This is a genomic window from Erythrobacter cryptus DSM 12079 (assembly GCF_000422985.1).
In the GTDB taxonomy this organism is placed as follows: Bacteria; Pseudomonadota; Alphaproteobacteria; order Sphingomonadales; family Sphingomonadaceae; genus Erythrobacter; species Erythrobacter cryptus.
Genome location: NZ_AUHC01000002.1, coordinates 289,782 through 314,640, shown reverse-complemented (window position 1 = coordinate 314,640; position 24,859 = coordinate 289,782). Strand labels below are relative to the sequence as shown.

The 24,859-nt window shown below is 67.4% G+C and carries 22 protein-coding genes and 1 tRNA gene; 7 read left to right on the top strand and 16 right to left on the bottom strand.

Annotated elements, in window-relative coordinates; genetic code table 11:
- The first annotated feature begins 98 nt into the window (after positions 1 to 98).
- The 3 genes from G524_RS0104335 to G524_RS0104325 all read left to right on the top strand — a co-directional run bounded on the left by G524_RS0104335 (position 99) and on the right by G524_RS0104325 (position 4,542).
- A complete protein-coding gene (locus G524_RS0104335; RefSeq protein WP_027442611.1) occupies positions 99 to 893 on the top strand; it encodes an SDR family oxidoreductase in 795 nt (264 codons plus the stop codon).
- A gap of 238 nt (positions 894 to 1,131) precedes the next feature.
- A complete protein-coding gene (locus tag G524_RS0104330) occupies positions 1,132 to 2,115 on the top strand; it encodes a TorF family putative porin (protein WP_084625046.1) in 984 nt (327 codons plus the stop codon).
- Between the two features lie 132 nt (positions 2,116 to 2,247).
- Positions 2,248 to 4,542 (top strand): penicillin acylase family protein, encoded by a 2,295-nt coding sequence (locus tag G524_RS0104325; RefSeq protein ID WP_027442609.1) that lies wholly within the window; start codon positions 2,248 to 2,250, stop codon positions 4,540 to 4,542.
- Between the two features lie 22 nt (positions 4,543 to 4,564).
- Here G524_RS0104325 and G524_RS0104320 read toward each other — a convergent pair whose 3' ends face one another.
- On the bottom strand, positions 4,565 to 7,198 hold the full coding sequence (locus G524_RS0104320; RefSeq protein ID WP_027442608.1) for a TonB-dependent receptor plug domain-containing protein: 2,634 nt from the start codon (positions 7,196 to 7,198) through the stop codon (positions 4,565 to 4,567).
- A gap of 416 nt (positions 7,199 to 7,614) precedes the next feature.
- Here G524_RS0104320 and G524_RS0104315 point away from each other — a divergent pair.
- Positions 7,615 to 7,688 (top strand) — tRNA-Gly (locus tag G524_RS0104315).
- Positions 7,689 to 7,728: 40 nt separating this feature from the next.
- Here the strand turns inward: G524_RS0104315 and G524_RS0104310 are convergent.
- The 10 genes from G524_RS0104310 to G524_RS0104270 form a co-directional block, all read right to left on the bottom strand.
- On the bottom strand, positions 7,729 to 8,700 hold the full coding sequence (locus G524_RS0104310) for a zinc transporter ZntB (protein ID WP_027442607.1): 972 nt from the start codon (positions 8,698 to 8,700) through the stop codon (positions 7,729 to 7,731).
- 50 nt (positions 8,701 to 8,750) lie between these two features.
- Positions 8,751 to 9,890: a cobalamin-independent methionine synthase II family protein gene (locus tag G524_RS0104305; protein ID WP_027442606.1), complete on the bottom strand. Its 1,140-nt coding sequence runs from the start codon at positions 9,888 to 9,890 to the stop codon at positions 8,751 to 8,753.
- On the bottom strand, positions 9,887 to 10,303 hold the full coding sequence (locus tag G524_RS16255) for an alpha/beta fold hydrolase (RefSeq protein WP_156894006.1): 417 nt from the start codon (positions 10,301 to 10,303) through the stop codon (positions 9,887 to 9,889). Before G524_RS16255 ends, G524_RS0104305 begins: the two co-directional genes overlap by 4 nt.
- Positions 10,290 to 10,703, bottom strand: coding sequence for an alpha/beta fold hydrolase (locus G524_RS14940; RefSeq protein ID WP_027442604.1), 414 nt, complete (start codon positions 10,701 to 10,703; stop codon positions 10,290 to 10,292). The genes G524_RS16255 and G524_RS14940 overlap by 14 nt, the downstream gene beginning before the upstream one ends.
- A gap of 28 nt (positions 10,704 to 10,731) precedes the next feature.
- Positions 10,732 to 11,280, bottom strand: coding sequence for a VOC family protein (locus tag G524_RS0104290; protein WP_027442603.1), 549 nt, complete (start codon positions 11,278 to 11,280; stop codon positions 10,732 to 10,734).
- Positions 11,281 to 11,297: 17 nt separating this feature from the next.
- On the bottom strand, positions 11,298 to 11,900 hold the full coding sequence (gene wrbA / locus G524_RS0104285; RefSeq protein ID WP_027442602.1) for an NAD(P)H:quinone oxidoreductase: 603 nt from the start codon (positions 11,898 to 11,900) through the stop codon (positions 11,298 to 11,300).
- Positions 11,803 to 13,554 (bottom strand): TonB-dependent receptor, encoded by a 1,752-nt coding sequence (locus G524_RS14935; RefSeq protein ID WP_281170487.1) that lies wholly within the window; start codon positions 13,552 to 13,554, stop codon positions 11,803 to 11,805. The genes wrbA and G524_RS14935 overlap by 98 nt, the downstream gene beginning before the upstream one ends.
- A gap of 18 nt (positions 13,555 to 13,572) precedes the next feature.
- Positions 13,573 to 13,746: a hypothetical protein gene (locus tag G524_RS17165; protein WP_245561284.1), complete on the bottom strand. Its 174-nt coding sequence runs from the start codon at positions 13,744 to 13,746 to the stop codon at positions 13,573 to 13,575.
- A 240-nt stretch (positions 13,747 to 13,986) separates the two neighbouring features.
- A complete protein-coding gene (locus tag G524_RS0104275) occupies positions 13,987 to 14,805 on the bottom strand; it encodes an IclR family transcriptional regulator domain-containing protein (protein WP_027442601.1) in 819 nt (272 codons plus the stop codon).
- Positions 14,786 to 15,946, bottom strand: a complete 1,161-nt coding sequence (locus G524_RS0104270) for a CaiB/BaiF CoA transferase family protein (RefSeq protein WP_027442600.1) — start codon at positions 15,944 to 15,946, stop codon at positions 14,786 to 14,788. Before G524_RS0104270 ends, G524_RS0104275 begins: the two co-directional genes overlap by 20 nt.
- A 90-nt stretch (positions 15,947 to 16,036) precedes the next feature.
- Between G524_RS0104270 and G524_RS0104265 the strand changes: the two genes are divergently transcribed.
- Positions 16,037 to 16,822 (top strand): citryl-CoA lyase, encoded by a 786-nt coding sequence (locus tag G524_RS0104265; RefSeq protein WP_027442599.1) that lies wholly within the window; start codon positions 16,037 to 16,039, stop codon positions 16,820 to 16,822.
- A gap of 128 nt (positions 16,823 to 16,950) precedes the next feature.
- Positions 16,951 to 18,444 (top strand): CoA-acylating methylmalonate-semialdehyde dehydrogenase, encoded by a 1,494-nt coding sequence (locus tag G524_RS0104260; RefSeq protein WP_027442598.1) that lies wholly within the window; start codon positions 16,951 to 16,953, stop codon positions 18,442 to 18,444.
- Positions 18,445 to 18,446: 2 nt separating this feature from the next.
- Here G524_RS0104260 and G524_RS0104255 read toward each other — a convergent pair whose 3' ends face one another.
- Positions 18,447 to 19,181: an Nmad3 family putative nucleotide modification protein gene (locus G524_RS0104255; RefSeq protein WP_027442597.1), complete on the bottom strand. Its 735-nt coding sequence runs from the start codon at positions 19,179 to 19,181 to the stop codon at positions 18,447 to 18,449.
- 158 nt (positions 19,182 to 19,339) lie between these two features.
- Here G524_RS0104255 and G524_RS14930 point away from each other — a divergent pair, with 158 nt between their 5' ends.
- On the top strand, positions 19,340 to 20,665 hold the full coding sequence (locus G524_RS14930) for a lipopolysaccharide biosynthesis protein (protein ID WP_051220894.1): 1,326 nt from the start codon (positions 19,340 to 19,342) through the stop codon (positions 20,663 to 20,665).
- On the opposite strand, the gene gcvPB is transcribed toward G524_RS14930, so the two are convergent.
- Genes gcvPB through gcvH form a run of 4 tightly spaced genes read right to left on the bottom strand, consistent with a single transcriptional unit; the run spans position 20,666 to position 24,857 of the window.
- Positions 20,666 to 22,228 (bottom strand): aminomethyl-transferring glycine dehydrogenase subunit GcvPB, encoded by a 1,563-nt coding sequence (gene gcvPB / locus G524_RS0104245; protein ID WP_027442596.1) that lies wholly within the window; start codon positions 22,226 to 22,228, stop codon positions 20,666 to 20,668.
- A complete protein-coding gene (gcvPA, locus tag G524_RS0104240) occupies positions 22,225 to 23,601 on the bottom strand; it encodes an aminomethyl-transferring glycine dehydrogenase subunit GcvPA (RefSeq protein ID WP_027442595.1) in 1,377 nt (458 codons plus the stop codon). The genes gcvPB and gcvPA overlap by 4 nt, the downstream gene beginning before the upstream one ends.
- 34 nt (positions 23,602 to 23,635) lie before the next feature.
- The gene (locus G524_RS14925) at positions 23,636 to 24,472 is read right to left on the bottom strand and encodes a glycosyltransferase family protein (RefSeq protein ID WP_156894005.1); all 837 of its coding nucleotides are present in this window, start codon (positions 24,470 to 24,472) and stop codon (positions 23,636 to 23,638) included.
- A 13-nt stretch (positions 24,473 to 24,485) separates the two neighbouring features.
- Positions 24,486 to 24,857 carry a glycine cleavage system protein GcvH gene (gene gcvH, locus G524_RS0104230; protein ID WP_027442594.1) on the bottom strand — a complete coding sequence of 124 codons (372 nt, stop codon included), beginning with the start codon at positions 24,855 to 24,857 and terminating at the stop codon, positions 24,486 to 24,488.
- Between the last annotated feature and the right edge of the window lie 2 nt (positions 24,858 to 24,859).

Genomic DNA, 24,859 nt, shown 5'->3' with positions numbered 1-24,859 from the left:
CCCTCGCCCACCCGCGCGCGATTCACCAATTGCACAGGTGCTGGTGGGCGGGCATTGGGCCTAGCCCATCGGCAAGCACACACAAGGGAGAGCAGGCAATGAAGATCGAACCGGGCATGGCGGCGGTGGTCACCGGCGGAGCGAGCGGACTGGGCAAGGCGAGCGCGGCGGCCTTTGCCGCTGCGGGCATGAAGGTGGCGATCTTCGACATCAATGACGAGGCCGGCGCAGCCCATGCCGCAGCGATCGGCGGCACCTTCCACCATGTCGATATCATGGACGAGGCCTCGGTCGAGGCCGGCTTTGCCGCGGCCCGCGCCGCCAACGGGCAAGAGCGCGTGACGCTCCACTGCGCCATGGCCTCGCGCCGCGGCAAGACGCTGGGCTGGGACAAGGAGGCCGGCGCCTATCGCCGCCTTCCGACCGAGGATTTTGCCTTCGGCGCCGAAGGCATCCTGGTGGCGAGCTACCGCGTCGCCTCGATCTCGGCGCTGGGCATGGCCAATGCCCCTGCGCTCAACGAAGATGGCGAGCGCGGCTGCATCATCCTGACCGCCAGCGTCACCGCGCAGGACGGGCAGATCGGCCAGGTGATCTATGGCAGCTGCAAGGCCGGGGTGAACGGGATGGTGCTGCCGATGGCGCGCGACCTCATGGACCTCGGCATCCGCGTCAATTCGGTGATGCCAGGGATCTTCGCCACCCCGCTGATGCTGGGGATGAAGGATCGCAACCCGGCGATGTGGGCCGCGCTCAACGCCTCGGTGCCCTTCCCCAAGCGCCTCGGCGAGCCGGAGGAATTTGCCTCGCTGGTGCTCGAAATCGCGCGCAACAGCTATATCAACGGCCACCAGTTCCGGCTCGACGGCGCGATCAGGATGCCGCCGAAATAGGCGTGGGACGATTCGCGACCTGGCCAACCCGGGCCGGATCGACTGGGCCGATGATGCAAGTGATGCAAGATTGCAACGCAACAAAAGGAAAGCACTTGCGGCTTACCGCAAAAGATTTGTGCCGTTGCTGCAATGCGGTAAACGCAATCGGTCAGTCGTGAGAAACGCCCGATGATCAACAGAGGCGTTCCACGACCCGCAGGTGGAACGATCCAACCCTCTTCATGGAGCGTTCCTTATGTTGATCCGTTTCGCCTCGGCCGCCTCGGCCGTCGCCCTCCTCGCCGGGCTTGCCGCGCCTGCCTATGCCGCTGAAACCGTGGATGAGGCCGCAGCAGGCAGCATCTCCCCGGCTGGCCCCGCCATCGAGACCGGCGCAAGCGAAAGCGAAGTCCCGGCCACGCTGCGCGCCATCGCCCCGGTCGATCTGGCCGTGGCCAGCCGCGCCGAAGACGAAGCCGAATCGGAAATCACCATCTCTGGCAGCGCCACGCTGACTTCGGACTACCGCTTCCGCGGGGTCTCGCAGTCCGACGAGGGGATGGCGATCCAGGGCGGCTTTACCATCAGCCATTCGAGCGGTGCCTATATCGGCACCTGGGCCTCCAACCTCGCCGGCTGGGGCACCTTCGGCGGGGCCAATATGGAGCTCGACATCTTCGCCGGCTTCGCCTTCCCGGTGGGTGAAGGCACGCTCGATATCGGCGGCACCTGGTTCATGTATCCGAGCGGGGCGGACGAAACCGATTTCGTCGAGTTCTATGCCAAGCTTTCGGGCGATGTCGGGCCGCTCTCGCTCACCGGCACGGTTGCCTATGCGCCGCAGCAGCAGGCGCTCGGCCGGGTGTTCTTCACCGGCGCTGCCGCCGCGGCGGGCACGCCCAACGATCCGGGCGACAAGGAGGACAACCTCTATCTGGCTGCCGATGCGGTTTATGGCATCCCCGATACCCCGTTCAGCCTCAAGGCCCATATCGGCTATTCCGATGGCAACCGCGGGCTCGGCCCCAACGGCACCAGCATCGCCCCCACCGGCACCTATTTCGATTGGTCGCTGGGCGCCGATCTCAGTCCGATCGAGGGGCTGACGCTCTCGGTCGCCTATGTCGATACCGATATCTCGCGCGCCGAAAGCGCCTATCTCCTGCCCAACTTCGCCACCCTGGCGGGCAACGAGATCGCCGACGCAACCGTGGTGGTCTCGGTCACGGCCTCGTTCTGAAGCCGCGGCCCGCGGGCACTTTATCGGGGGCGCTCTGCCAAGCGGCGGGGCGCCCCTTTGCCATGCGCGGTCTGATCGCCTAGGCTCCCCAGCCGAAGCGCTGATCACGGGCGCGCGCATGAGGGACGGGACATGAAGGGCACCTTTGGATGGGCCGCCGCGGCGGCTGCTCTGGCGCTGGCGATGGGGCCGGGCCTGGCGGCCAAGCCGCGCCTCGAGGCACGCATCACCCGCACCACCTATGGAATCCCCCATATCGAGGCGCGTGACTGGCGCTCGGTCGGCTACGGCGTGGCCTATGCCTATGCCGAGGACAATCTGTGCCTGCTGGCCGAGGAATTCGCCACCGTGGCAGGAGAGCGCTCGCGCTTCTTCGGCCCCGAGGGCAAGGCGGTGCTGGGGTTTCAGGAGGTCGACAACCTTTCCTCGGACCTGTTCTTTCGCGCCGCGATCGATCTGCCGGCGCTGCGCGCCGCCGCGGCGCAGCAGCCACGCGCGGTGCGCCAGCTCGCCGAGGGCTATGTCGCCGGCTACAACCGCCATCTGCGCGACCTCGGCCACGAGCGCGTGCCCGCCGAATGCCGGGGCAAGGCCTGGGTGCGCCCGATCACCCTTGATGACGTGCTGCGCCTGACCGAAAAGCAGATGCTGCTCGCCAGTTCGCTGGCGCTCGCCCCGGCGCTTGCCAATGCCGCGCCGCCCGGAGCCACCCCGCCGCAGGCCGCGCGCGGCACCCCGGCCGCGCTGCCGCGTCCGGGCGAACTGGGGCTTGGCAGCAATGGCTGGGCCTTCGGCGGCGAGGCCACCGCCGATGGGCGCGGGCTCCTGATCGGCAATCCGCACTTTCCCTGGAACGGGCCAAGCCGGTTCTGGCAGATGCATGTCACCGGGCCGGATGGCTATGACGTGATGGGCGTGGGCATCGCCGGCAGCCCGATCCCGACGCTGGGCTTCAACCGCGATGTGGCCTGGACCCACACCGTCACCGCTGCCCGGCATTTCACGCTCTACCAGCTTGCGCTCGATCCGGCTGACCCCACCCGCTACCTCGTCGATGGCCAGTCCATCGCGATGGAGCCGCGGCGCATCACCGTGCCCATGCCCGAAGGCACGCCGCCGCTCACCCGCACGCTTTACACCACCCGCTTCGGCCCGGTGGTGGCCGCCCCGCAGAACGGCCTTACCTGGAGCGCCACCAATGCCTATGCGCTGATGGATGCCAACCGCGGCAATTCCCGGGGGATTGCCACCTGGCTCGCCATCGGCAAGGCGCGCAGTGTCGTAGAGATCAAGGCGGCGGTGAGCGCGACGCTCGGCATTCCCTGGGTCAACACCATCGCTGCCGATCGCAAGGGCGAGGCGCTGATCGCCGATATCACCGCCGTGCCCAACGTCTCGGCGGAAAAGGTCGCCGCCTGCGCCACGCCTTTTTCGGCGCTGCTGGCCCCGCTCGTCACCCTGCTCGACGGAACCCGCAGCGTCTGTGCCTGGGACGTGGCCGCCGACACGCCAGTCCCCGGACTGATGCCCGCTGCCGATCAGGCAGCCACGATCCGCCGCGACTATCTCACCAACTCAAACGACAGTTACTGGCTTGCCAATCCGCGCGCGCCGCATGCGCCGCTCTCGCCGATCCTCGGGCGCCACCGCGCCGAACTCAGCCTGCGCAGCCGCTCGAACTTCATCGAGACCGAGGCGCTGCTGGCTGCCGGCCCAATCGATCATGCCGCCGCCAAGATGCTGGTCTTCGCCAACAAGAGCCTGGCGGCTGATTTGGTGCTGGACGATCTGCTCGCGCTGTGCGCCCGGGCCGAAGCGCCGGAAGCGGCGGCGGCGCGCGGCTGTGCGGCGATCAAGGGGTGGGATCGTCGCTTCGAGATCGACAGCCGCGGTGCGGCGCTGTTCCGCGCCTTCTGGGCGCGGGCGGCCAAGCTTCCCGGGTTGTGGGCGGTGCCTTTCGACCCTGTCGATCCGCTCCACACCCCGCGCGACCTTGCGAGCGAGAAGCTGGAAGCGAGGTTGCTGGCCGTGCTCGGCGAGGCGGTCGAGGAGCTTGACGCCGCGCAGATCGCGCTCGATGCCCCCTGGGGCACGGTCCAGATCCGACCTGTGGGGGCAGAGCGCATCCCGATTCACGGCGGCCCGGGCACGGCCGGAGTGCTCAATCATCAGGACGCCCGCCCCTTGCCCGGCGGCGGGGCCCTGGTGCCGGTGCATGGCACCAGCTACATCCAGATCGTCAGCTTCGATGAGAGAGGGCCCGTGGCCGAGGCGATCCTGAGCTACGCCCAGTCCACCAATCCGGCCTCACCCCACTTTGCCGATCAGACCCGCGCCTATGCCGCCAAGCGCTGGCACCGCCTGCCCTTCCACCGCCAGGAGATCGCCGCCCAGGCGCTCGGCCCGGCGCGGCGGATCGCCGAATGAGGCCCGCCGCGCCGCGCCTTGATCAGAACTGGTAGCTCACCCGCGCATAGAGGAAGCGACCATTGAAGCCGTAGGGTGAAAAGCTCGAGAACGGCAGGAAGTAGTTGTTGGCCGAATAGTTGCGCGGCGCCCCGGTCACCGGATCGGTGCCCACCCCGGTGGGATTGGCCGTGGGATATTGGTCGAACAGGTTGTTCGCCCCCACCGCCACCTCGAGCCCGGTGATCGGTTCGACGCGGACTTCGGCATCCACCACCCAGTCAGGATCAATCACCAGATCGGTGAAGGGATCATTGCCCGGCGAGAGCACCCGACCGAAGCGGTTGGCACGCAGCGTCAGCGAAGCCCAGTTCTGGCTATAGTCCAACCCGAGATTGATCCGGTTGCGCGGCTGGCCTTCCTCGATCCGCAGCGATTCGAGCCGCCCGAACAGGACGATCCCCGGCACCTGGTTGAGCGCGCCGGGCACGGCATTGCGGCCGGTGATCTTGTTGTCGGTCCAGTTGTAGCCGGCCGTGAGGTTGAGCTTGCCCTCGCTGCCCACCGGGAGCGAATAGGTGGCAATCGCATCGATCCCGCGGGTGCGGGTGTCGATCCCGTTGATGAAGAACCGCGCCGCCGAAATGTTGGTAAAGCCCGCATCATTGAGGATTTGCGCGATCGCCCTGCCGGTGCCGCTGCCGCTGGGATTGCCATTGGCATCGCGGGTGGCGGTGAGGTTTTCGGTCAGCACGATGCGGTCATCAATGTCGATCTGGAACCAGTCGACCGTGAGGTTCAAGCCATCCACCGGCGAAAGCACTGCGCCCAGCGACCAGTTGACCGCGGTTTCGGCCTTGAGCGGTGAGGCGCCAAGGGCCTGCGCCACCGGGTTGCCGACCGGCAATGTCACCGCATCGACCAGCACGCCGGCGACATTGTTGGTTGCCGATGCAGCAAAGAACTGTTGCGCAAGGCCCGGTGCGCGAAAGCCGGTCGAGACCGCACCGCGCAGCGCCAGCCACTCGGCCAGCTCGAAGCGCGTGGCCAGCTTGCCATTCCAGTCGCTGCCGAAATCCGAATAGTCCTCATAACGACCGGCCAGTTGCAAATTCCATTGCGGGATGAGGTCAATATCCAGCTCGACATAGGCCGAGACATTGTTGCGCGCGTTGACATCCACCACCGAAACCCCGCCGATGGTCGGCTGAAAACCGGGGAACACCTGGCTGCCCGGCGCCGCCCCGGCAGTGCTGGAGTTGAGCGGGTTGTTCTGGTTGATGGTCACCGGCCCGGCGCGGAAGCTGTCCGGCTCACCCGGGCGCACCTGGAAGGTCTCGCGCCGATATTCCAGCCCGAAGGCCAGCGTGGTGCGCGTGAATAGCCTCTCGATCTCGCGGGTGACATCGAAGTTGCTGATCCACTGGCTGTAAACCAGCCCCCCGGCCCTGAACTCGGTCGGGCTGGCCGCACCCAGCGAGGCATTGACCGAGTTGAGCACCCGGAAATTGACCTTGTTGCGGCCATATTGGGTCGACAGGTCGAAATCCCATCCAGCCAGCTCGCCGCGAATACCGCCGGTGATCGCCCAGTCCTTGGTCAGCGTATCGATCTCGGGCAAAAAGCCATCAGGATAGATGGCGATGACATTGCGCGTGTCAGAGGCGCGGCGATAGAACCCGGCCGAATTGCCGCGCCGCTCACCATAGCCGCCAAAGGCGTAAAGCTCGATCCCATCGCCAACCGGCAGGCCGGAGTTGGCGAACAGCGAGAAATCTTCCACCCGCGCGTCACCATAGCGGTGCGAGCGACGGTTGAAGGTGAGCTCGCGCGGATCAAGCACCCCGCCCACGATATTATATTGCGGTCGCCGGTCATATCCGGTGCGGTTGGTATCGTCGCGGTCGCGATATTCGGCGGTGAGGTTGACAAAGCCCCCATCGCCGAGCGGCAGGCCGAAATTGGAACTGAGCGTGAGCACCCCCCCGTCGCTCACATTGAGCTTCTTGCCGGTATCGACCACAGCGAGCGTGCCATCGGGCGCGAAGGTCGGCCGACCATTGGCATCAAGCGCCAGCCCGGTGATCTTGTTGACCCCATCAATCGCGGTGACATAGCCGCCATAGGTGGCGGCAAAGCGCGCGCCTTGGCTGGCATTATTGAGCTGGAAGTTGATGACCCCGGCGATCGCGTCCGAACCATATTGCGCCGCGGCCCCATCGCGCAGCACCTCGACCTGGCGGATCGCGGAGGACGGAATGAAGTTAAGATCAACCGCCTGCGTGCCGCGTCCGACCGAGCCGTTGATGTTGAGCAGCGCCGAAACATGACGGCGCTTGCCATTGATCAGCACCAGCGTCTGGTCCGCACCAAGGCCGCGCAGCGTGGCCGGGCGGATCACGTCGGTGCCATCGGTGATCGAGGGCTGGGGGAAGTTGAGGCTGGGCACCAGATCGCGCAGCAGCCGCGCGGTCTCGGTCAAGCCCGAGTTCTGGAGCTGCTCGGCCCCGATTACGTCGATCGGCACGGCGCTGTCCCCCACGGTGCGGTCTGCTCGGCGCGAGCCGGTGACGATGATCGGCTGGCCGCTCTCCTCGACTGCGGCTTCGGCATCCTGCGCGAGGGCCGGAGCCGCCGGGATCACCAGAGAGGCGAGAAGCAAGGTACGAAAACGCATGAAGGCTACCCCTTGTTGTTGCCATGTTTGCAACGCAGCCATGCCACGCGAGTGCCATCGATCTGCAGAAAACCTTGGGTTTGCACACGATTGCAGGAAGGATGTTGCACAAGCGCCACAGGATTCAGGCGTTTTATGACAACATCCGCCCCTCCGCCTTTGGCCTGATCGCACAGGCTCCCATGCCGCATCGGCGATGAAGCCGCGCCCCGAGCCAAGGCGCGCGTTCCTTGCTGCAGCGCAACAAGAGCGCTTGACCGGCCAGCCGGGCGCAGATGCAAGGTGGGACGCCTCGGCATCGCGCGCCTTGCGGGCGGGCCGGCGGTGGCCTCTTTGCTCTTGCAAAAACCCGTTGACCAAGCGCCCGCTCCGCGGCAAGGAGCTTGCGCCCTGCCGGCCGCAATGGCGCGCGCAATGCGGGTGTAGCTCAATGGTAGAGCAGAAGCTTCCCAAGCTTACGACGAGGGTTCGATTCCCTTCACCCGCTCCAGCGCCTTGCTGTGCGGCCCGGGGGATGGCCGTGTTGCGGCTCAGTCGTTGAGCCATTGGCGCAGGGCAAACCAGCCCAGCACCGCAAGGCCCACCAGAACGCAGAAGGCAACCACGCCCCAGAAGGCCCAGGGGTGGCTGGCATAGGGGATGCCCTCGACATTCATGCCCAGAAGCCCGGTGATGAAGGTGAGCGGCAGGAAGATGAAGGCCACCACCGCAATCGCCAGGCTGCGCTTGTCGATCATCTCGGCGCGCAGATCGGTGAGCTGCTCGTGCAGCAGCGCGGCACGCTCGCGCACCGCCTCCAGTTCCTCGGCCATGCGGGCAAAGCGATCCGCCGCCTCGCGCAGGTGCAGCCGGTCTTCCTTGCTGATCCAGGGAAAATCGAGCTGCGCCATCGCCCCCAGGGCATCACGATCGGGCGCGACAAAGCGGCGCAGCACGATCGCCTGGCTGCGCAGCCGCGCGATCTGACGGCGCAGCGCGTAGATATCGCCCCCGTCGAGCATCTCCTCGCAATCATCGAGCGCATCGCCGAGCGCGGCGACTTCGGGATCGAGCACGCCCGAAATCGCCTGCGCCAGCGCGGCGACGAAATCCCCGCCATCGACGATCCGCCCGGCCGCAACCGCCGCCTCGACCTTGCCGAGCGCGGCGAGGCGGTGGCGGCTGACCGAGGTCACCCGCCGCGCCTCGACCCACACGCGGATCGAGACCAATCCGTCGCTGTCCTGCATGGTATCGGCCGCGGTGCCGCGCAGGTTGATGAGCGCGCCCGCATCCACCGCATCGCAGCGCGGGCGGGTCTCGCTCGCCAGCAGGGCATTGGCCGCCATCGGCGGGACATGGGCCGGCAGATCGGCAAGGCTCGCCCCGGCCGCCCCTTCGACATGAAGCCAGACAAACCCCGGCCCGGCATAGAGCGCCGCCGCGTGCGGATCGAGGCGGCGCACCGTGCCATTCTCGACCAGGGTGGCATGGAGCGTGAAGGGTGTTGGCGGCGCGGTCATCCCGGCCGTGTTAGCCGCGCCGGGCAGTGGGCGGCAAGCGGCGGCGCCTTTCAGAAATAGCGCGCGCTGGCGATGGCCGCACCTTCGGCCAGCGCGGCGAGCTTGGCCCAGACCACCTCGCGATCGAGGACATTGCTGCCCGCATGGACCGAAAAGCCGCAATCCACCCCCGCCATCACCCCTTCGGCCCCGAGCAGATCGGCATAGCGGCCGATGCGCTGGGCGATGAGTTCGGGGTGCTCGATATAGGGGCTTTGCGGCTCGACCATGCCGGGGCAGAGGATCTTGTCATCGGGCAGCGGGTGATCGGCAAAGAAGGCAAATTCGTGCGCATGGCGGGGATTGGCCCCCTCGAGCAGCACGGTCTGCGGCTTGGCTTGCCAGACGATATCGGCAATCTCGCCCAGGGCGACATCGCAGTGGTGCGGCCCCGGGTAATTGCCCCAGCACAGGTGCATGCGCAGCTGTTCGGCGGGGATGTTGCGCAGCGCGTGGTTCAAGGCGGCGACATTCATGCCGATGCGCTTGCGGAAGTCTTCGAGGCTGAGGTGCGTGAACTGCACGTGGCGGCCCATGGCAAGATCGGGGCAATCGACCTGCAGGGTGATGCCCGCCGCGGCGATGGTCTCGTATTCGTGGCGCAGCCCCTCGGCGAGGGCAAAGACATATTCCTCGTCGCTTGTATAAAACTGGTTGGAAAAGAACAGCGCGGTCACCCCCGGCGAGGCGGCGGACATGAAGGTGGCATGGCCACCCGCGAGGCGCTTCAGGCGCTCGGCATCCTTTCGCGGGGCTTCCATGTCGATCACCTCGATCGGCGCGGTGCAGGCGGGCGCGGAACGCCTGGCGCGGCCCTTGTTGCCGAACACCTGGGCCTTGGCCCCGGGGAAGGCCTCAAGATCGGCGAATTCATATTGCCCCGCCTCGCCACCAAAGCCCGAGAGACGGTGCTTGATATAGGTGGCATAGGAAGGCTTCGACTGCTCGCCATCATTGATGATGGCAAGGCCCGCCTCGATCTGGCGCCTGACGACATGGGCGGTGGCTTCCTCGACCGCGGCCTCGAAGGCGGCCTCGAAGGCGGCCTCGCTCACCACCTCGCCCGATTCGCGCGTGAAGACCAGATCGAGCAGCGCGTCCGGGCGCGGCAGGCTGCCGACATGGGTGGTGAGAAAGCGCTGTTCGCTCATGACAAGACCCCCGTGTGGGAGAAGCCGGCAAGCGCATCGTTGAAGGCGCCGGGATTGTCGAGATTGGCAAGGTGGCCGGCGCCAGGCAATTCAAGGTGGCGGGCGCGCGGGGCGATGGCGGCAAAGGCGCGCGCGCAGGCCCGCCGCCAGGGCGTGTCATCCGCCCCGGTCATGCTCAGCACCGGCATCATCAGGCTGGCGAGCACCTCGCGCGGGAAGCCAGGCATGGCCGAGGGCGCGAGGAGATCGCGCGCATCATAATCGGCGAGTATTTCAGCCACCAAAGCCGCGGCCTCGGGGCTGCGGGTCTGCATCAGCGGATGGGCGGCCCATTCGGCGCGCAGCTGCGCAAGATCGCCCGCGGCCGCCAGCGCGGTGAAGCGGGCCAGATCGATCGCCTCATCGCGCGGCACCAGCGCCGGCAGCGGCGCCCCCCGAAACCGCAAGGGCTCTGAGCCGCGCGCGGTGGCGCCGCGCGACATCGAGCGCCACCACCGCCCCGCGCGACAGCCCGGCAAGGGCAAAGCGATCGAGCCCGAGAAAGTCGGCAATCGCGATCACACCGTCGGCTTCGCGCAGCAGATCGGGCGGCGCGCTGGCGCGTCCGCAGCCGCGCCGATCGGGCATGATGAGGAAGAAGCGGCGCGCAAGGCCCGCCACCTGCGGGCGCCACATGCGGTGATCGAGGCTCCAGCCGTGGAGCAGGATCAGCGGCGGCCCCTCGCCGGCCATGGCGATCGGCACCGTGCCGCCCGCCACCGCGACCTCGCCGTGCTCGAGCGCGGCCGGATCGGGCAGGCGCGCAGAGAGCATCCTGCCTTGCACGCCCGCCCCCGCCCGGTCAGGCCGCTTCGGCGGCGCGGAAGGGATTGTTGTTGCGGTGATCGCCCGCCAGCCAGCGCTTGAGCTCGGCATGGGCGCTGGCCCGGCGCTCGGCATCGAGCGGGGCGGCGCGCGGATCGTCGCAGGTGAACTCGAGGATCATGCCGTTGGGATCGGTGACATAGAGCGAGCGGCAATAGCCATGCTCGAGCACATAGGTCTGCGGCTCGGTGAGCCCGGCAGCGGCAATGCGCCGGGCAAGCTCGGCTTGGCCCTCGGCATCGACATGCAGCGCGATGTGGATGAAGGGGCTGGAGGGGATTTCGGAGCCGAACTCGGCCTGGTCGGCAGGATCGGCAAACTGGAAGAAGGCGAGCGCGCTGCCATCGGCGAGCTCGAAGAAGCAGTGGCAATAGGTGCGCTCCTTGCCGAACAGCTCGTCCTTCTCGCAATAGGTGGCCATCAGCGGGAAGCCGAGCACGTCCTCATAGAAGGCGCGCGTCGCCTCGAGATCCTTGGTGACATAGGCGGTGTGGTGCAGGCGATTGGCCAGGATCCTCGTCATCATCGTCTCTCCCTTCATCCTCAGGCGGCCAGCTTGGCCGCGATCGCGGCGACATGCGCCCCCTGGAAACGCGCGCCGGCCAGCTCGTTGTCGCTGGGCATGCGGCCGCCATCATTGCCGGCCAGCGTCGAGGCGCCATAGGGGGTGCCGCCGCTGATCTCGCCCATCTCCGAATTGCCGGCAAAGGTATAGGGCAGGCCGACGATCACCATTCCGTGGTGCAACAGGGTGGTGTGGAACGAGGTGATCGTGGTTTCCTGCCCGCCGTGCTGGCTGGCGGTGGAAACGAACACGCTGCCGACCTTGCCGACCAGCTTGCGCTGGAACCACAGCCCCCCGGTCTGATCGAGGAAATTGCGCATCTGCGCGGCCATGTTGCCGAAGCGCGTGGGCGTGCCGAAGATGATCGCATCATAATCGGCAAGCTCCTCGGGGCTGGCGATCGGCGCGGCCTGATCGGTCTTCATCCCCGCACCTCTTGCGACCTCCTCGGGCACCAGCTCGGGCACGCGCTTGACCACGACCTCAGTGCCGGGGACGCTCGCTGCGCCCTCGGCCACGGCGGCGGCCATCGCCTCGATATGGCCATAGCTCGAATAGTAGAGCACCAGCACCTTGGTCATCGTCTTGCTCCGCATAGAACCTGTAGCCCACTTCCACCCCGAAGCGCCGCGGCCGGGCGCGGAAGACGAAGCCTCCGGGAGAGAATTCGGCATTGTAGGTCTCGTCGAACAGGTTTTGCGCAAAGGCGGTGATCGACACGCCGCCGATCGTCACCCCCGCGCGTGCATCGACCACATCGACCGGTTGGCGCACGGTGGTGTTGAAGGGTTCCCACCAGGTGCGCCCGGTGCGGCGATAGTCGATCCGCAGCAGCCCATCGACATCGCCCGAAAGCGGCCCTGAATATTGCGCGCCGAGATTGAGGGTATAGCGGCTGATCTGCGGCGCTTCGTTGCCGATCACCGTGGGATCGGGAAATTCCTTGATCTCGCCGTCGGTCACCCCGATCGCGGCATTGACATCGAAATGGGGGGCACGCCGCGCGCTCGCCTCAAGCTCGAAGCCGTTGATCCGGGTCTTGGGGATATTGCCGCGGTTCTGGGTCGAGGACTGGGCGAGGAAGACGAAGAAATAGGAGTTCTTCGAGAGCGTGGTATAGGCCGCGCCGGCGAGGCGCACCGGGCCGATCCGCCCCTTGGCGCCGATCTCGAAGGTGTCGGCGGTCTCGGCGCGGAAGATATCGCCCACGCTGACGATGTTGTTGTTGATCGCCTCGGCCCCCACCCCGGTCTGGTTGAAGCCGCCCGAGCGGAAGCCGCGCGAAAAGCCGCCATAGATGGTGAGGTCAGGATCGGGCGTCCAGGTGAGCGTGAGCTTGGGCTGCCAGTCGTCGAACACCGCGGTGCGCACCTCGCCGCTCTGCACCTGGGGCACGCCGGGCACCACCGGCAGGAAGTCGAAGGCATCGCCGGTGAGGATCTCCTCGAGCGTGTCATAGGAGGAGACCGAGGTGAACGGCGCGTTGTCACCGGCATATTCGATGCGCAGGGCAAGGTTGTAGATGTCGCGGTCATTCTGACCGGGGTTGTTGACCCTGCCCGGGGCCACCGTGTTCACATCACCGACGATGTTGTAATAGAGGCCCTGGGTGCGCAGCTGGTTCAAGGACCCGCGCAGGTCGAAGGCCAACCGGTCCGAAGCCTCGACGAGCAGGTTGGCGCGCAGCGAGAAATCCTCGACCGGATCGACATCCTCGCCGAGGAAGGTGTTGGGGATGAAGCCCTCGGTGTCATACCAAGATCCGGCGATGCGGAACTTGACTTTCTCGGCCAGCGGCCCGGTGATCCCGCCGCGCAGGAAATAGCCAAAGCCATTGTCGATCCCGGCGGTGATGTTACCGGAAAATTCGTCGGTCGGCTTCTTGGTGGTGATGATGATCGCCCCGCCGATGGCGTTGCGGCCGTAAAGCCCGCCCTGCGGGCCCTTGAGCACCTCGATCTGCTCGATGTCGAACAGATCCTGGTTGAACTGCGCCGGGTTCACCTGCTGCACCCCATCGACGATCACCGCGACGCTGGGTTCGGAAGTGCGGTTCTGGGTGATGCCGCGGATGATGACGAAGGCGTTGCCGGCGTTCTGGGCCTCGACCAGCGTGACATTGGGGGTGAGCGCGATGAAATCGCCCGGGCGCTCGATCCCGGCGTTCTGGATCGCCTGCGAATCGAAGGCGGTGATCGCCACCGGCGCATCCTCGAGCGCGGCGGAACGGCGCAGACCGGTGACGATGATGCCTTACTCGCCAAGCCCTTCCTCGGCCGGCTCGGTCGCGCTCTCCTGCGCCGCGAGCGGCGCGGTGGCCAGCGCCGCGGCGGCGAGCGCGAGGGTGCTGGCAAGGGTGCTCACACGGCTGCGGCCGGCGCGCGCGATCACGCCAGGGCCTGCACGGCGGGTGCCGGGTTGGATCATGCTTCTCTCCCCTTCTGGGCGCATTTGCGCCGCGCTTTATGCGACCCCTCCCGCAATGTCGGTTAGAAACTTCGTAATGCGACTTTAACTTCGATATGCGAAATCTTGTGGCTGTGGCCTTGCGGTCACGCGCGCCAACAACGCGCAGCGCTGTACGTCGCCGCCGGGGCGCCAGCGCGGTTGCCAGTCCGAGGTGGTAGGGCCCGTGCCGGGCAGTGCATCGCGCGGCGCGCGGCGCGCTCAGGGGCGCAGCGAGGCCTCGAGCGCGGGCCAGCGCTTCAGCGCTGCCTCGATCTCGCCGGCCGCAGCGCGCAGCAGCGGCAGGCGGGTGCGCACCAGCTCGTCCTGCGAGATGCGCGTGGTCGAGGTGGAACAATTGATCGCCGCGATCACCGCGCCGGCCCGTCCGAAGATCGGCACCGCCACCGAGACGATGCCATAATCAAGCTCGTCGAGCGCCGAATCATAGCCGCGCTCGGCCACCAGCGCGAGCCGCTCGGCCATCGCCGCCGGCTCGGTCACGGTGCGCTCGGTGAAGCGCGGGAAGGGCGCGCGGGAAAGCAGGGCCTCCCGCTCGGCAGCGGGCAGGTGCGCGGCCATGGCCTTGCCCATCGAGGTGGCGTGGAAGGGAAAGCGCGTGCCCACCCCGGCGGCGACGCGAAAGCGCCGGTCGGTCGAGACATGGGCGACATAGAGGATGTCGCTGCCCGAGAGCACCGCGAGGCTGGCGCTGTCGCCGGTCTGGTCGCGCAGGTGCTGGAGCGGCGGCAGCACCACCTGCTCGATCTGCATCGAGGCGAGGAAGGCCGAACCAATCGTCAGCACCGCGGGGCGCAGCAGGAAGCGGCGATCGTGCTGGCCGATATAGCCCAAATCGACCAGGGTGATCAGGCACCGCCGCGCCACCGCCGGAGGCAGGCCGGTGCGCGCCGCGACTTCGGAGAGGGTCATCTCGGGGTGATCCTCGTCGAACGCCTTGAGCACGCGCAGGCCCCGCTCGAGCGTAGAGAGATATTCGGGGTTCTTGCTCCCTCCCGGCTCAGACCCTTCGAATCCCATGCACTGGCCTTTCGATGCTGCGGCGGACAGCCACATCGTCAGCCCCCAATACCGGGGGCGCGGTGACGCTGTCCATCCGCGCGCCATCGAAGCTCACGGGAAAGCGGATCGTGCGGAAGGGGCCGTGCGGGCCATCGGGATCGCTGACCTCGAGGCCGAGCACGCGGGCCTGCTCGGTGGCGAGCACCTCGGCGCTGTCATGCACGGGCGAATTGGGCACCTCAAGCCGGGTCAGCCGCTCGCACCATTCCGCGCGCGGGCGCGTGGCAAAGATCGGGGCGAGGAAGCCGACCACATCCTCGTAATGGGCGATGCGCGCCTCGCGCGTGGCAAAGGCGGGCAAGGACAACATGTCGGGCCGCTCGACCGCACTGGCGAGGTTCTCCCAGAACTTCGGCGGCGAGGACATGTGCAGCGCCAGCCACTTGCCGTCCTCGCAGCGGAACACATAGCTTTGCGAGACATGGGGCCTCGAATAGGGCCCCATCACCTCGCCCGCCGAAAGCAGATGGGTGAAATCATCGAGGTTGAAGTGGCACATGGCCTCGAACATCGAGGTTTCCACCACCCGGCCCTTGCCCGTGGTGTGGCGCTCGTTGAGCGCGGCAAGAATGCCGAGCGCGGTGTAGAAGCCGGTCATGGCATCGGCGATCGCCGGGCCGACGACGCGGGGATGCTCGGGATTGACGAGCAGTCTCAAAAAGCCGCTCGCGGCCTGGGCCACGGTGTCGAAGGCCGGACGATCCCGGTCCGGCCACTCGCTGCCGAAGCCCGAGATCGAGGCATAGACGAGCCGCGGATTGATCGCCTGGAGCCGCGCGGCATCGACATAGAGCCGCTGCGCCACCCCGGGGCGGAAGTTCTGGATGAACACGTCCGCATCCTCGACCAGCCGGTCGAGCACGGCGAGATCGTCGGGCTTCTTGGGATCGATGGTGATCGAGCGCTTGTTGCGGTTATAGGTCTGGAAATGGGGCGAATAGAGCCCGCCCTTGAAGGCGCGGAAGGGATCGCCGGTGCCGGGCTGCTCGATCTTGATCACCTCGGCGCCCATGTCGGCCAGCAGCATCCCTGCCGCCGGGCCGGTGATGAAGGTGCCCATTTCGAGCACGCTGACGCCTGCGAGTGGCCGAGCGGTCATCCCCGTGATCCCATTTGCTTGCCTTGCCTGGCACGGCCCTCCATAGACTTCGCATAACGACATTTACTTCGATTATCGAAAGGCCGCACCATGCGCATCGGCAAGCAGGACAATGCCGTCAGCTCGATCTGCACTTCGGATGAGGCCAGCATCACCGTGCGCGGCAAGGTCCTGTGCAGCGAGGTGATCGGCGAGCTCGACTTCACCAGCTATTTCTGGCTGCTCGTCACCGGCGCGATGCCGAGCAAGGCGCAGCAGGCGCTTGCCAATGCGGTGCTCTGCGCGATCGCCGAGCATGGCCTCGTGCCCTCGGTGGTGGCAGCGCGCATGACCTTTGCCGCGGCGCCCGAGGCCTTCCACGGCGCCGTGGCCGCGGGCCTGCTGGGCTGCGGCAGCGTGGTGCTGGGCAGCGCCGAGGTGGCCGGGCGCTTCTATGCCAGGGTGGTTGCCGAGGCCGAGGCGAGCGGGGCCGATCCCGCTCAGGCCGCCAGCGCCGCGGTCAAGGCGCTCAGGGCCGAGAAGCAGGCGATCCCGGGCTTTGGCCACTCCCAGCACTCCGCCGGCGATCCGCGCGCCCACCGGCTGCTGGCGCTCGCAAGGGAGCACGGGATGGAGGGCAAGCACATCGCCATGCTGCGCACCATCGAGGCGGTGCTGCCCGAGGCAATCGGGCGCGCCTTGCCGATCAATGTCAACGGCGCGATCCCGGCGGTGATGCTCGATGCTGGCTTCCCGCTCGCCGCGCTAAAGGGCATTTCGCTGCTCGCGCGCACCGCCAGCCTGATCGCGCACCTCAACGAGGAGGCCGAGCGCCCGATCGGCTTCATCATGTCGGGCGCGGCGGCAGCGCGCATCGCCTTCGCGCCGACCGCCTGAACGCCGCCACGCCGTGCCCCGTTTAAGCACTTTTGAGGGGAGCCGCGGCCTCCGGCGGGCCTTGCATGGGCGCGGCTTGGGCGCCAAAGGGAAGGCCGGACAGGAGAGCCTCCCCCATGCCGCACAGCTTGCGCCAGATCGACCATTTCATCCTTGGCGAAACCCCGCCCGCAACCCGAAAGCACCAGGTCTGGAACCCTTCGACCGGCGAGGTCCAGGCCGAGGTTGCGCTTGGCGATGCGGCGCTGCTTGCCCGCGCGGTGGAAAGCGCCAAGCGCGTCCAGCCGCAATGGGCCGTCACCAACCCGCAGCGCCGCGCGCGGGTGATGTTTGCCTTCAAGGCGCTGGTCGAGGCCGAGATGCAAAGCCTTGCCGAGCTGCTTTCGAGCGAGCACGGCAAGACCATCGCCGATGCCAAGGGCGATATCCAGCGCGGCCTCGAAGTGATCGAATATGCCTGCGGCATTCCGCAGATCATGAAGGGCGAATACACCCATGGCGCTGGGCCGGGGATCGATGTCTATTCCTGGCGCCAGCCGCTTGGCGTGGGCGCGGGCATCACCCCGTTCAATTTCCCGGCGATGATCCCGATGTGGATGTTCGGCATGGCGTGCGCTGCGGGCAATGCCTTTATCCTGAAACCCTCCGAGCGCGACCCCAGCGTGCCGGTGCGCCTGGCTGAGCTGTTCCTCAAGGCCGGAGCGCCCGAGGGGCTGCTCCAGGTCGTCCATGGCGACAAGGAGATGGTCGATGCGATCATCGACCACCCGGACATCCCGGCGATCAGCTTTGTCGGCTCCTCCGACATTGCCCACTACATCTATGCCCGCGGCAGCGCGCTGGGCAAAAGGGTGCAGGCCTTTGGCGGGGCCAAGAACCACGGGATCGTGATGCCCGATGCCGATATGGATCAGGTGGTGAGCGATCTGGTCGGCGCGGCCTACGGCTCGGCGGGCGAGCGCTGCATGGCGCTGCCCGTGGTGGTGCCGGTGGGCGCAGAGACCGCCGAGCGATTGAAAGAACTGCTGATCCCGGCAATCCATGCGCTCAGGATCGGTGTGTCGAGCGATCCCGATGCACATTATGGCCCGGTGGTGACGCCAGAGCACAAGGCGCGCATCGAGCAGTGGATCACCACGGCCGAACAGGAGGGCGCCGAGATCGTGATCGACGGGCGCGGCTTCACCCTTCAGGGGCATGAGAAGGGCTTTTTCGTCGGCCCGACGCTGATCGACCGGGTGACGCCGCAGATGAAATCCTATCAGGAGGAGATCTTCGGCCCGGTGCTCCAGATCGTGCGCGCGGCTGACTTCGAGGAGGCGCTGCGCCTGCCCTCGCAGCACCAATATGGTAATGGTGTGGCGATCTTCACCCGCAACGGCCATGCCGCGCGCGAATTTGCCGCCAGGGTCAATGTCGGCATGGTCGGCATCAATGTGCCGATCCCGGTGCCGGTGGCCTATCACTCCTTCGGCGGTTGGAAGCGCTCGGGCTTTGGCGATATCGACCAATATGGCGTTGAGGGGATGCGCTTCTGGACGAAGAGCAAGAAGATCACCCAGCGCTGGCCCGATGGCGGCGGGGATGGCTCCAACGCCTTCGTCATCCCCACCATGGGCTAGCCTCAGTCCGCTGTGATGGCCGCGATCACCTGAGCAAGCCAGGCGCGCGCCTCGGCATCCGAGCCCACCTCGGCAACGAATTCCTGCCCGCGCGAGGCGGCCTTGAGCTGCCCCTCCGCCCCCCAGCGCGCCGGATTGGCGTGATAGGAAAGCCCGGTGCGCGCAAAGAAGCCGGGCACGCGCCAGAGGCTTGGCCGCGCTCCCAGCGCGGTCAGCCGCAGCCCGGGATGCGCGCGGCGCGCTGCCGCGCCCGGCCCGAGATAGAGCCGGTCATTGCCGGCATGAAGGCCAAAGGCATGGGGGTGGCCAAGCGCGCGAAAGGGGGCAAGGACAGCAGCATCGGCAGTCGCCACGTCGATCACCCTCGCGACCTTCAGATAGCCGAAGATGCGGTGGTGGCGGCCTTCGTCCGGACTGTCGAACAGGCCGAAGAACAGGAACACATCCCCCACCCCCACGCCCTGGCGCGCCAGGTGGCCCTCGGCGGCATGGCACTGGCCGAGGATGGCCTGGCCATCGGCGGTGAACAGCGGATCGTGGTGGCAGGCATCGCCCGCGCCCAGCCGCCCGCCGCTCGCCCGCGCCACCAGCGCCCCCAGCCCGAGCGCGCCATAGGTGACCGGCGAGAGGCCCTTGCTGTCGGGGATCGGCAGGCTGACCGGACGCCCATCCACGATCGGCGAAGGCCCTCCGCCCGATGCCATGTCAAACCCCTTGCGTGACAGCACGATCCGCATGGCTGGCAGGCATCCTGCAACCGGGCTGCTTGCGCAAGCGGCAACTTCGGCGCTTGGCTTTTGCCGTCCCAAGCGGCTAAGGGCGCCGCACCATGCACACCCCGCCCCTTCCCGCCCGGCGTGCCGAGGCTGCACCCAACGGCTGACCTAGCAGGATCATGAAGCGGGTGTTTGCCAATATGGGCTGGCTTTTGGGCGGGCGCGGGTTCAACGCGGTGCTCAGCCTTGTCTATCTTGCCATTGCCGCGCGCACCCTCGGCACCCAGGGCTTTGGCCATTTCGCGCTGATCGTGGCGCTGGGCCAGGCGATCACCGGGCTTGCCAATTTCCAGACCTGGCAATTCATCGTGCGCTGGGGCGCCAATGGCGATGGCGGCAGCGTCGATCCCGACAAGGCGCGCGAGGCAACCGGCTTTGCCATGGCGCTCGATTTCGTCTCGGTGGCGCTCGGCCTCGCACTCGCCGGCGCGGTGATCGCCAGCGCGCCCTGGTGGCTCGAGGTGCCGCGCGACCTGCTGGGTCTTGCCTTTGCCTATTGCGCCATCAGCCTCGCGGCGATCCGCACCACGCCCACCGGCATCCTGCGGCTGCATTTTCAGTATGGCCGGGCTGCCATGGCCGAGGCGGTGCAGCCCATAGTGCGCACGCTGGGCGCGGCGCTGGCGCTTGTCTTCATGCCCAATGTCACCGGCTTCATCCTCGCCTATGCCGCCTCGGAGATCGCGGTCGCCGCGGCCTTGTGGGTGGCAGCGGCGCGGGTGCAGCCGATCAGCCTTGCGGCGATCAGCCTCAAGTCCATCCCCTCGCGCCACCGCGATACCTGGCGCTTCGTGGTCTCCACCAATCTTTCGGGCAGCCTCTCGGTCGCGGGCAAGCAGGTCATCATCCTGCTGGTGGGCACCTTCGGCGGGGCGGCGCTTGCCGGGGGCTTCCGCGTCGCCAGCCAGCTGGGTCAGGCGCTCATCAGCCTGGCCCAGACGGTGAGCAAGGCGATCCTGCCCGAACTCGTCCATTCGCGCCAGAACGCGCTCACCATCACCCGGCGCATGGCCAATATCGCCGCGGTGGGCGGGGTGATCGCGGTGGTTACCGCGCTTGCCTTCGGGCGCATCGGGCTCGAACTCGTCGCGGGCGAGGATTTCGGCGTGTTCTACTGGGCGATGGTGATCCTTGCCATTGCCGGGGCGGTCGAACTGGTGGGTGCGAGCCTCGAATCGCTGCTGGTTTCGGCCGGCAAGGCGCATATCGCCTTCATCGTGCGCGCGGTACCGACGCTGCTGGCGCTGGTGCTGCTCGATGCCGCGATCGCCTGGAACGGGGCCAAGGGCGCGGCCTTCGCGCTGCTGGGATCGAGCAGCCTTGCGGTGATCGGCTTTTACATCGCGATCCTGAACTTGAGCCAGATCCGCCTCGTGGTCGAGCCGGACGCAGAGGAGGAAGCGGCAGCCCAGCCGGCCGCCGCCGCTCCGCCGCCCGAGCGCTGATCACCCCTCGTAGGCGAGCCTGGGCTTGCGTGCCGCCGCGGTCTCATCGAGCCGCCGGCGCGGGGCAAAGCGCGGCGCCTGCTTCAGGCTCTCATCCCCCGCCAGCGCGCGGCGCACCACTGCGCGGAAGGCGGCGATGAACTGGTCGATCGCGGCCTTGCTCTCGGTTTCGGTCGGCTCGACCAGCATGGCCCCGTGCACCACCAGCGGGAAATAGACCGTCATCGGGTGATAGCCCTCGTCGATCAGCCCCTTGGCGACATCGAGCGTGGAAAGCCCATTGGCAAAGTCCTTGTCGCCAAACAGCGCCTCGTGCATGCACGGGCCGCTGGCAGCGAAGGGCGCATGGAGAATGTCCTCCATGCTGCGCAGGATGTAATTGGCGTTCAAGACCGCATCCTCGGCCACCTGCTTCAGCCCATCGGCCCCGTGGCTGAGGATATAGGCGAGCGCGCGGGTGAACATCCCCATCTGCCCGTGGAAAGCCGTCATGCGCCCAAGGCTGGGGCCGCGCTCGGCGCTGTCCTCCTCCTCGACGAGGTAGAACTCCCCGGTCTCGGCCCGGCGGCGGATGAAGGGCAAGGGGGCATAGGGCGCCAGCGCCTCGGACAGCACCACCGGCCCCGCCCCCGGCCCGCCGCCGCCATGCGGGGTGGAGAAGGTCTTGTGCAGGTTGATGTGCATGGCATCAACACCAAGATCGCCGGGACGCACCTTGCCGACGATGGCGTTGAAATTGGCCCCGTCGCAATAGACATAGCCGCCCGCGGCATGGACCGCATCGGCGATCCTGCGGAAATCCTTCTCGAACAATCCGCAGGTGTTGGGATTGGTGATCATCACCGCGGCAACATCGGGGCCGAGGCGGGCCTCGAGCGCGGCGAGATCGACCCGCCCCTCAACCGTCGCCGGGATGTTCTCGACCCGGTAATTGGCAAAGGCCGCGGTCGCCGGGTTGGTGCCATGGGCGCTTTCGGGCACCAGCACCACCTCGCGCGCATCGCCGCGGGCCTCGTGCGCGGCACGGATCGCAAGGATCCCGCACAGCTCGCCATGGGCGCCGGCCTTGGGACTCATGGCGACGGCGGGCATGCCGGTGAGCTTGCACAGCCATTCACCCAGCTGGTGGATCACCTCGAGCGCGCCCTGCACCGCGTTCTGGGGACTGAGCGGGTGGATATCGGCAAAGCCCGGCAGCCGCGCGATCTTCTCGTTGAGGCGTGGATTGTGCTTCATCGTGCACGAGCCGAGCGGGAAGAAGCCAAGATCAATGCCATAATTCTGGCGCGACAGGCGGGTGTAGTGGCGCACGGTTTCCGGCTCGGTGAGGCCAACCAGCCCGATCGGCGCGCTGCGGGCAAGGCCAGCGAGGCGGCTCGGCGCACCGGGGTCGGGCTCGGGCAGATCGACGCCCGTCACATCGGCCCGGCCGATCTCGAAGAGCAGCGGCTCTTCCAGCATCAGCGCGCGGTTGCCGGTGGTGGTGGGCGCCGCCAGACCCGCCAGCCCTTCATCAGCCGCCGGCATCTCGGGCTTCCAGCCGCTCTTGTTGGGGGCGTTCATTGCGCGGTCTCCTTGATGCTGGCCTCAAGCTCGCAGGCGAGCCGTTCGATATCTTCTTCGCTGGTGGTCTCGGTGACGGCGACGAGCAGCGCATGTTCGAGCGCTGCGACGCCCGGATAGAGCCGCCCGAGCGAGACCCCGCCGAGCACCCCGCGATCCGCCAGATCGCGCACGATCTGGCGCGCCGGCTTGCCGCCGAGCATCAGCGTGAACTCGTTGAAGAAGGCCTGGTTGAGCACCTCGACGCCCGGCACGCGTGCCAGCCGATCGGCAGCAAGACAGGCCAGCCGATGGTTCTCGGCCGCAAGCTGGCGCAGCCCCTTCTCGCCCAGCAACGTCATGTGGACCGAGAAGGCGAGCGCGCACAGGCCCGAATTGGTGCAGATATTGCTCGTCGCCTTCTCGCGGCGGATGTGCTGTTCGCGGGTGGAAAGCGTCAGCACGAAGCCGCGCTTGCCCTCGGCATCCACGGTCTCGCCGCACAGCCGCCCCGGCATCTGGCGCACGTGCTTGGGATCACGCACGGCAAACAGGCCAAGGTAAGGCCCGCCGAATTGGAGGCCAACACCGAGCGCCTGGCCCTCGCCCACCACGATATCCGCGCCCATCTCGCCCGGTGCCTTGATCGCGCCGAGGGCCACCGGCTCGGTGTTGACCACCACCAGCAGCGCGCCCCGGGCATGGGCGGCTTCGGCCACGGGGGTGAGATCGCTGATGCGCCCCAAGATATCGGGATATTGCACCACCACGCAGGCGGTCTCCTCATCGATCCGGGCGATGAGGCCGGCAAGATCGGGCTCGGGCGTGATCGCCGGCAGAGCATCGGCGATGGTATCGCCGGTGAAATGCGCCATGGTCTTGACCACCTGGGCATAGTGGGGATGCAGCGCGCCCGAGAGCACCGCGCGCTTGCGCCGGGTGATGCGGGTCGCCATCGCCACCGCCTCCCAGCACGCGGTCGAGCCGTCATAGAGCGAGGCATTGGCGACCGCGCAGCCATAGAGCCGCGCGACCTGGGTCTGGAACTCGAACAGCATCTGCAGCGTGCCTTGCGCGATTTCCGGCTGGTAGGGGGTGTAGGCGGTGAGGAACTCGCCGCGCTGGATGATCGCATCGACACTGGCCGGCACGTGGTGGCGATAGGCCCCGGCGCCGAGGAAGAAGGGCACCTCGCCCGCCACCAGGTTCTTTGCCGCCAGCGCCTTCATGTGGCGTTCGACCGCCATCTCGCTGGCATGCAGCGGCAGGCCGGGGATCGGCCCGTCGAGCCGGGCGGCCTCGGGCACATCGATGAACAGGTCATCGATGCTGGCCGCCCCGATCCGGGCGAGCATCGCCTGGCGGTCGGCATCGGTGAGGGGAAGGTAGCGCATGGTGGGTGGCTTTCCTTGGCTGGGCGGGAGAGGATCAGGCGGGGGGCGGGGGCGGCTCGGGCGGCGCGGCGAGCGGTGCAGTGCCAAGCGCGGCAAGATCGGCCAGCGCCCCGGCAAAGCGCGCCGGGCCGGTGTGGCTGGTGCGCATCCACGGGGCGAGCCAGATGCGAAAGCCCGCCGCGCGCACCCGGTGACAGAAGGCGTAATCGTCGGAAAGCAGGTGCCCGGTATCGGGATCGATCAGCGGCTGGAACAACGCGTGGAGATGATCGCCCACCAGCCCGCTGTCACGATCAAGCTGGTCGGGGGCATAGCGCAGCTCGGGGTGGCGCGCGATGAGGGCGGCGATCACCTCGCGGCGGATCGCCATCAGCCCGGTGCCGATGCGGGACAGCTCGATCGGCTGATCGAGGCGGAACTGCCCCTTGGGATCGACCAGATCGAGCGCGAACACCCCGGAGAAGCGCTCGAGCGCGGCCGGATTGCCAGCGGCAAGGCCACGTTCCGCGGCGGCGGCAACGAGGTTCCAGTTGATCCGCCGCTTGGGGCAGGGCGCGCCCACCACCGCCAGCGCGGGATCAGCCTCCATCCGCGCGATGAGGCCGATGAGCTGATCGGGATCAAAGCCGATATCGCCATCGATGAAGACGAGGTAGCGCGCCTCGCTCTGCAGGAAGGCAGCGACCAGCGCGTTTCTTGCCCGGTCGATCAGCGGATTGTTGCTCAGCCAGGCAAAACGGCAGCCCAGCCCCGCTCGCTCGGCCGCGCCCACCAGGCCGATGATACTGCGCAGATAGTCCGCCGCGGCCCCGGTATAGAGCGGGGTGGCAACCATCAGGCTGGCAGCTTGGGGGGCGGGGGCGGCGCTCACGGGCGGGTGCGGCTCAAAGGCTGTCGATGAAGGCCTTGTAGCCCTCCTCGTCCATCAGCGCGTCAAGCTCGCCCGCATCGGCGATGGTCATGCGGAAGAACCAGCCCTCGTCCTCGGGGCTGGAATTGACCAGCGCCGGGTTGTCCTCAAGCGCCGGGTTGATCTCGGTGATCTCGCCGGTGATCGGGGCATAGACATCCGAGGCGGCCTTGACGCTCTCGACCACCGCGGCATCCTTGCCCCGTTCGATCAGCGCCCCGACTTCGGGCAGTTCGACATAGACGATATCGCCCAATTGGCCCTGGGCATAATCGGTGATGCCGACGGTGGCGACATCGTCCTCGACCTCGATCCACTCGTGTTCGTCGGTGTAGTAGCGCGGCATTT

Bases quoted from the DNA above. Each gene is read 5' to 3' on its own strand.
- G524_RS17165 (WP_245561284.1), bottom strand. From the start codon at position 13,746: ATGATCCAACCCGGCACCCGCCGTGCAGGCCCTGGCGTGATCGCGCGC.
- G524_RS0104265 (WP_027442599.1), top strand. From the start codon at position 16,037: ATGCGCATCGGCAAGCAGGACAATGCCGTCAGCTCGATCTGCACTTCG.
- G524_RS0104325 (WP_027442609.1), top strand. From the start codon at position 2,248: ATGAAGGGCACCTTTGGATGGGCCGCCGCGGCGGCTGCTCTGGCGCTG.
- G524_RS0104310 (WP_027442607.1), bottom strand. From the start codon at position 8,700: ATGACCGCGCCGCCAACACCCTTCACGCTCCATGCCACCCTGGTCGAG.
- G524_RS0104335 (WP_027442611.1), top strand. From the start codon at position 99: ATGAAGATCGAACCGGGCATGGCGGCGGTGGTCACCGGCGGAGCGAGC.
- wrbA (WP_027442602.1), bottom strand. From the start codon at position 11,900: ATGACCAAGGTGCTGGTGCTCTACTATTCGAGCTATGGCCATATCGAG.
- G524_RS0104320 (WP_027442608.1), bottom strand. From the start codon at position 7,198: ATGCGTTTTCGTACCTTGCTTCTCGCCTCTCTGGTGATCCCGGCGGCT.
- gcvPB (WP_027442596.1), bottom strand. From the start codon at position 22,228: ATGAACGCCCCCAACAAGAGCGGCTGGAAGCCCGAGATGCCGGCGGCT.
- G524_RS0104330 (WP_084625046.1), top strand. From the start codon at position 1,132: ATGTTGATCCGTTTCGCCTCGGCCGCCTCGGCCGTCGCCCTCCTCGCC.
- G524_RS14930 (WP_051220894.1), top strand. From the start codon at position 19,340: ATGAAGCGGGTGTTTGCCAATATGGGCTGGCTTTTGGGCGGGCGCGGG.
- G524_RS0104290 (WP_027442603.1), bottom strand. From the start codon at position 11,280: ATGATGACGAGGATCCTGGCCAATCGCCTGCACCACACCGCCTATGTC.
- G524_RS0104255 (WP_027442597.1), bottom strand. From the start codon at position 19,181: ATGCGGATCGTGCTGTCACGCAAGGGGTTTGACATGGCATCGGGCGGA.
- gcvH (WP_027442594.1), bottom strand. From the start codon at position 24,857: ATGCCGCGCTACTACACCGACGAACACGAGTGGATCGAGGTCGAGGAC.
- G524_RS0104270 (WP_027442600.1), bottom strand. From the start codon at position 15,946: ATGACCGCTCGGCCACTCGCAGGCGTCAGCGTGCTCGAAATGGGCACC.
- gcvPA (WP_027442595.1), bottom strand. From the start codon at position 23,601: ATGCGCTACCTTCCCCTCACCGATGCCGACCGCCAGGCGATGCTCGCC.
- G524_RS14940 (WP_027442604.1), bottom strand. From the start codon at position 10,703: ATGCTCTCTGCGCGCCTGCCCGATCCGGCCGCGCTCGAGCACGGCGAG.
- G524_RS0104305 (WP_027442606.1), bottom strand. From the start codon at position 9,890: ATGAGCGAACAGCGCTTTCTCACCACCCATGTCGGCAGCCTGCCGCGC.
- G524_RS0104275 (WP_027442601.1), bottom strand. From the start codon at position 14,805: ATGGGATTCGAAGGGTCTGAGCCGGGAGGGAGCAAGAACCCCGAATAT.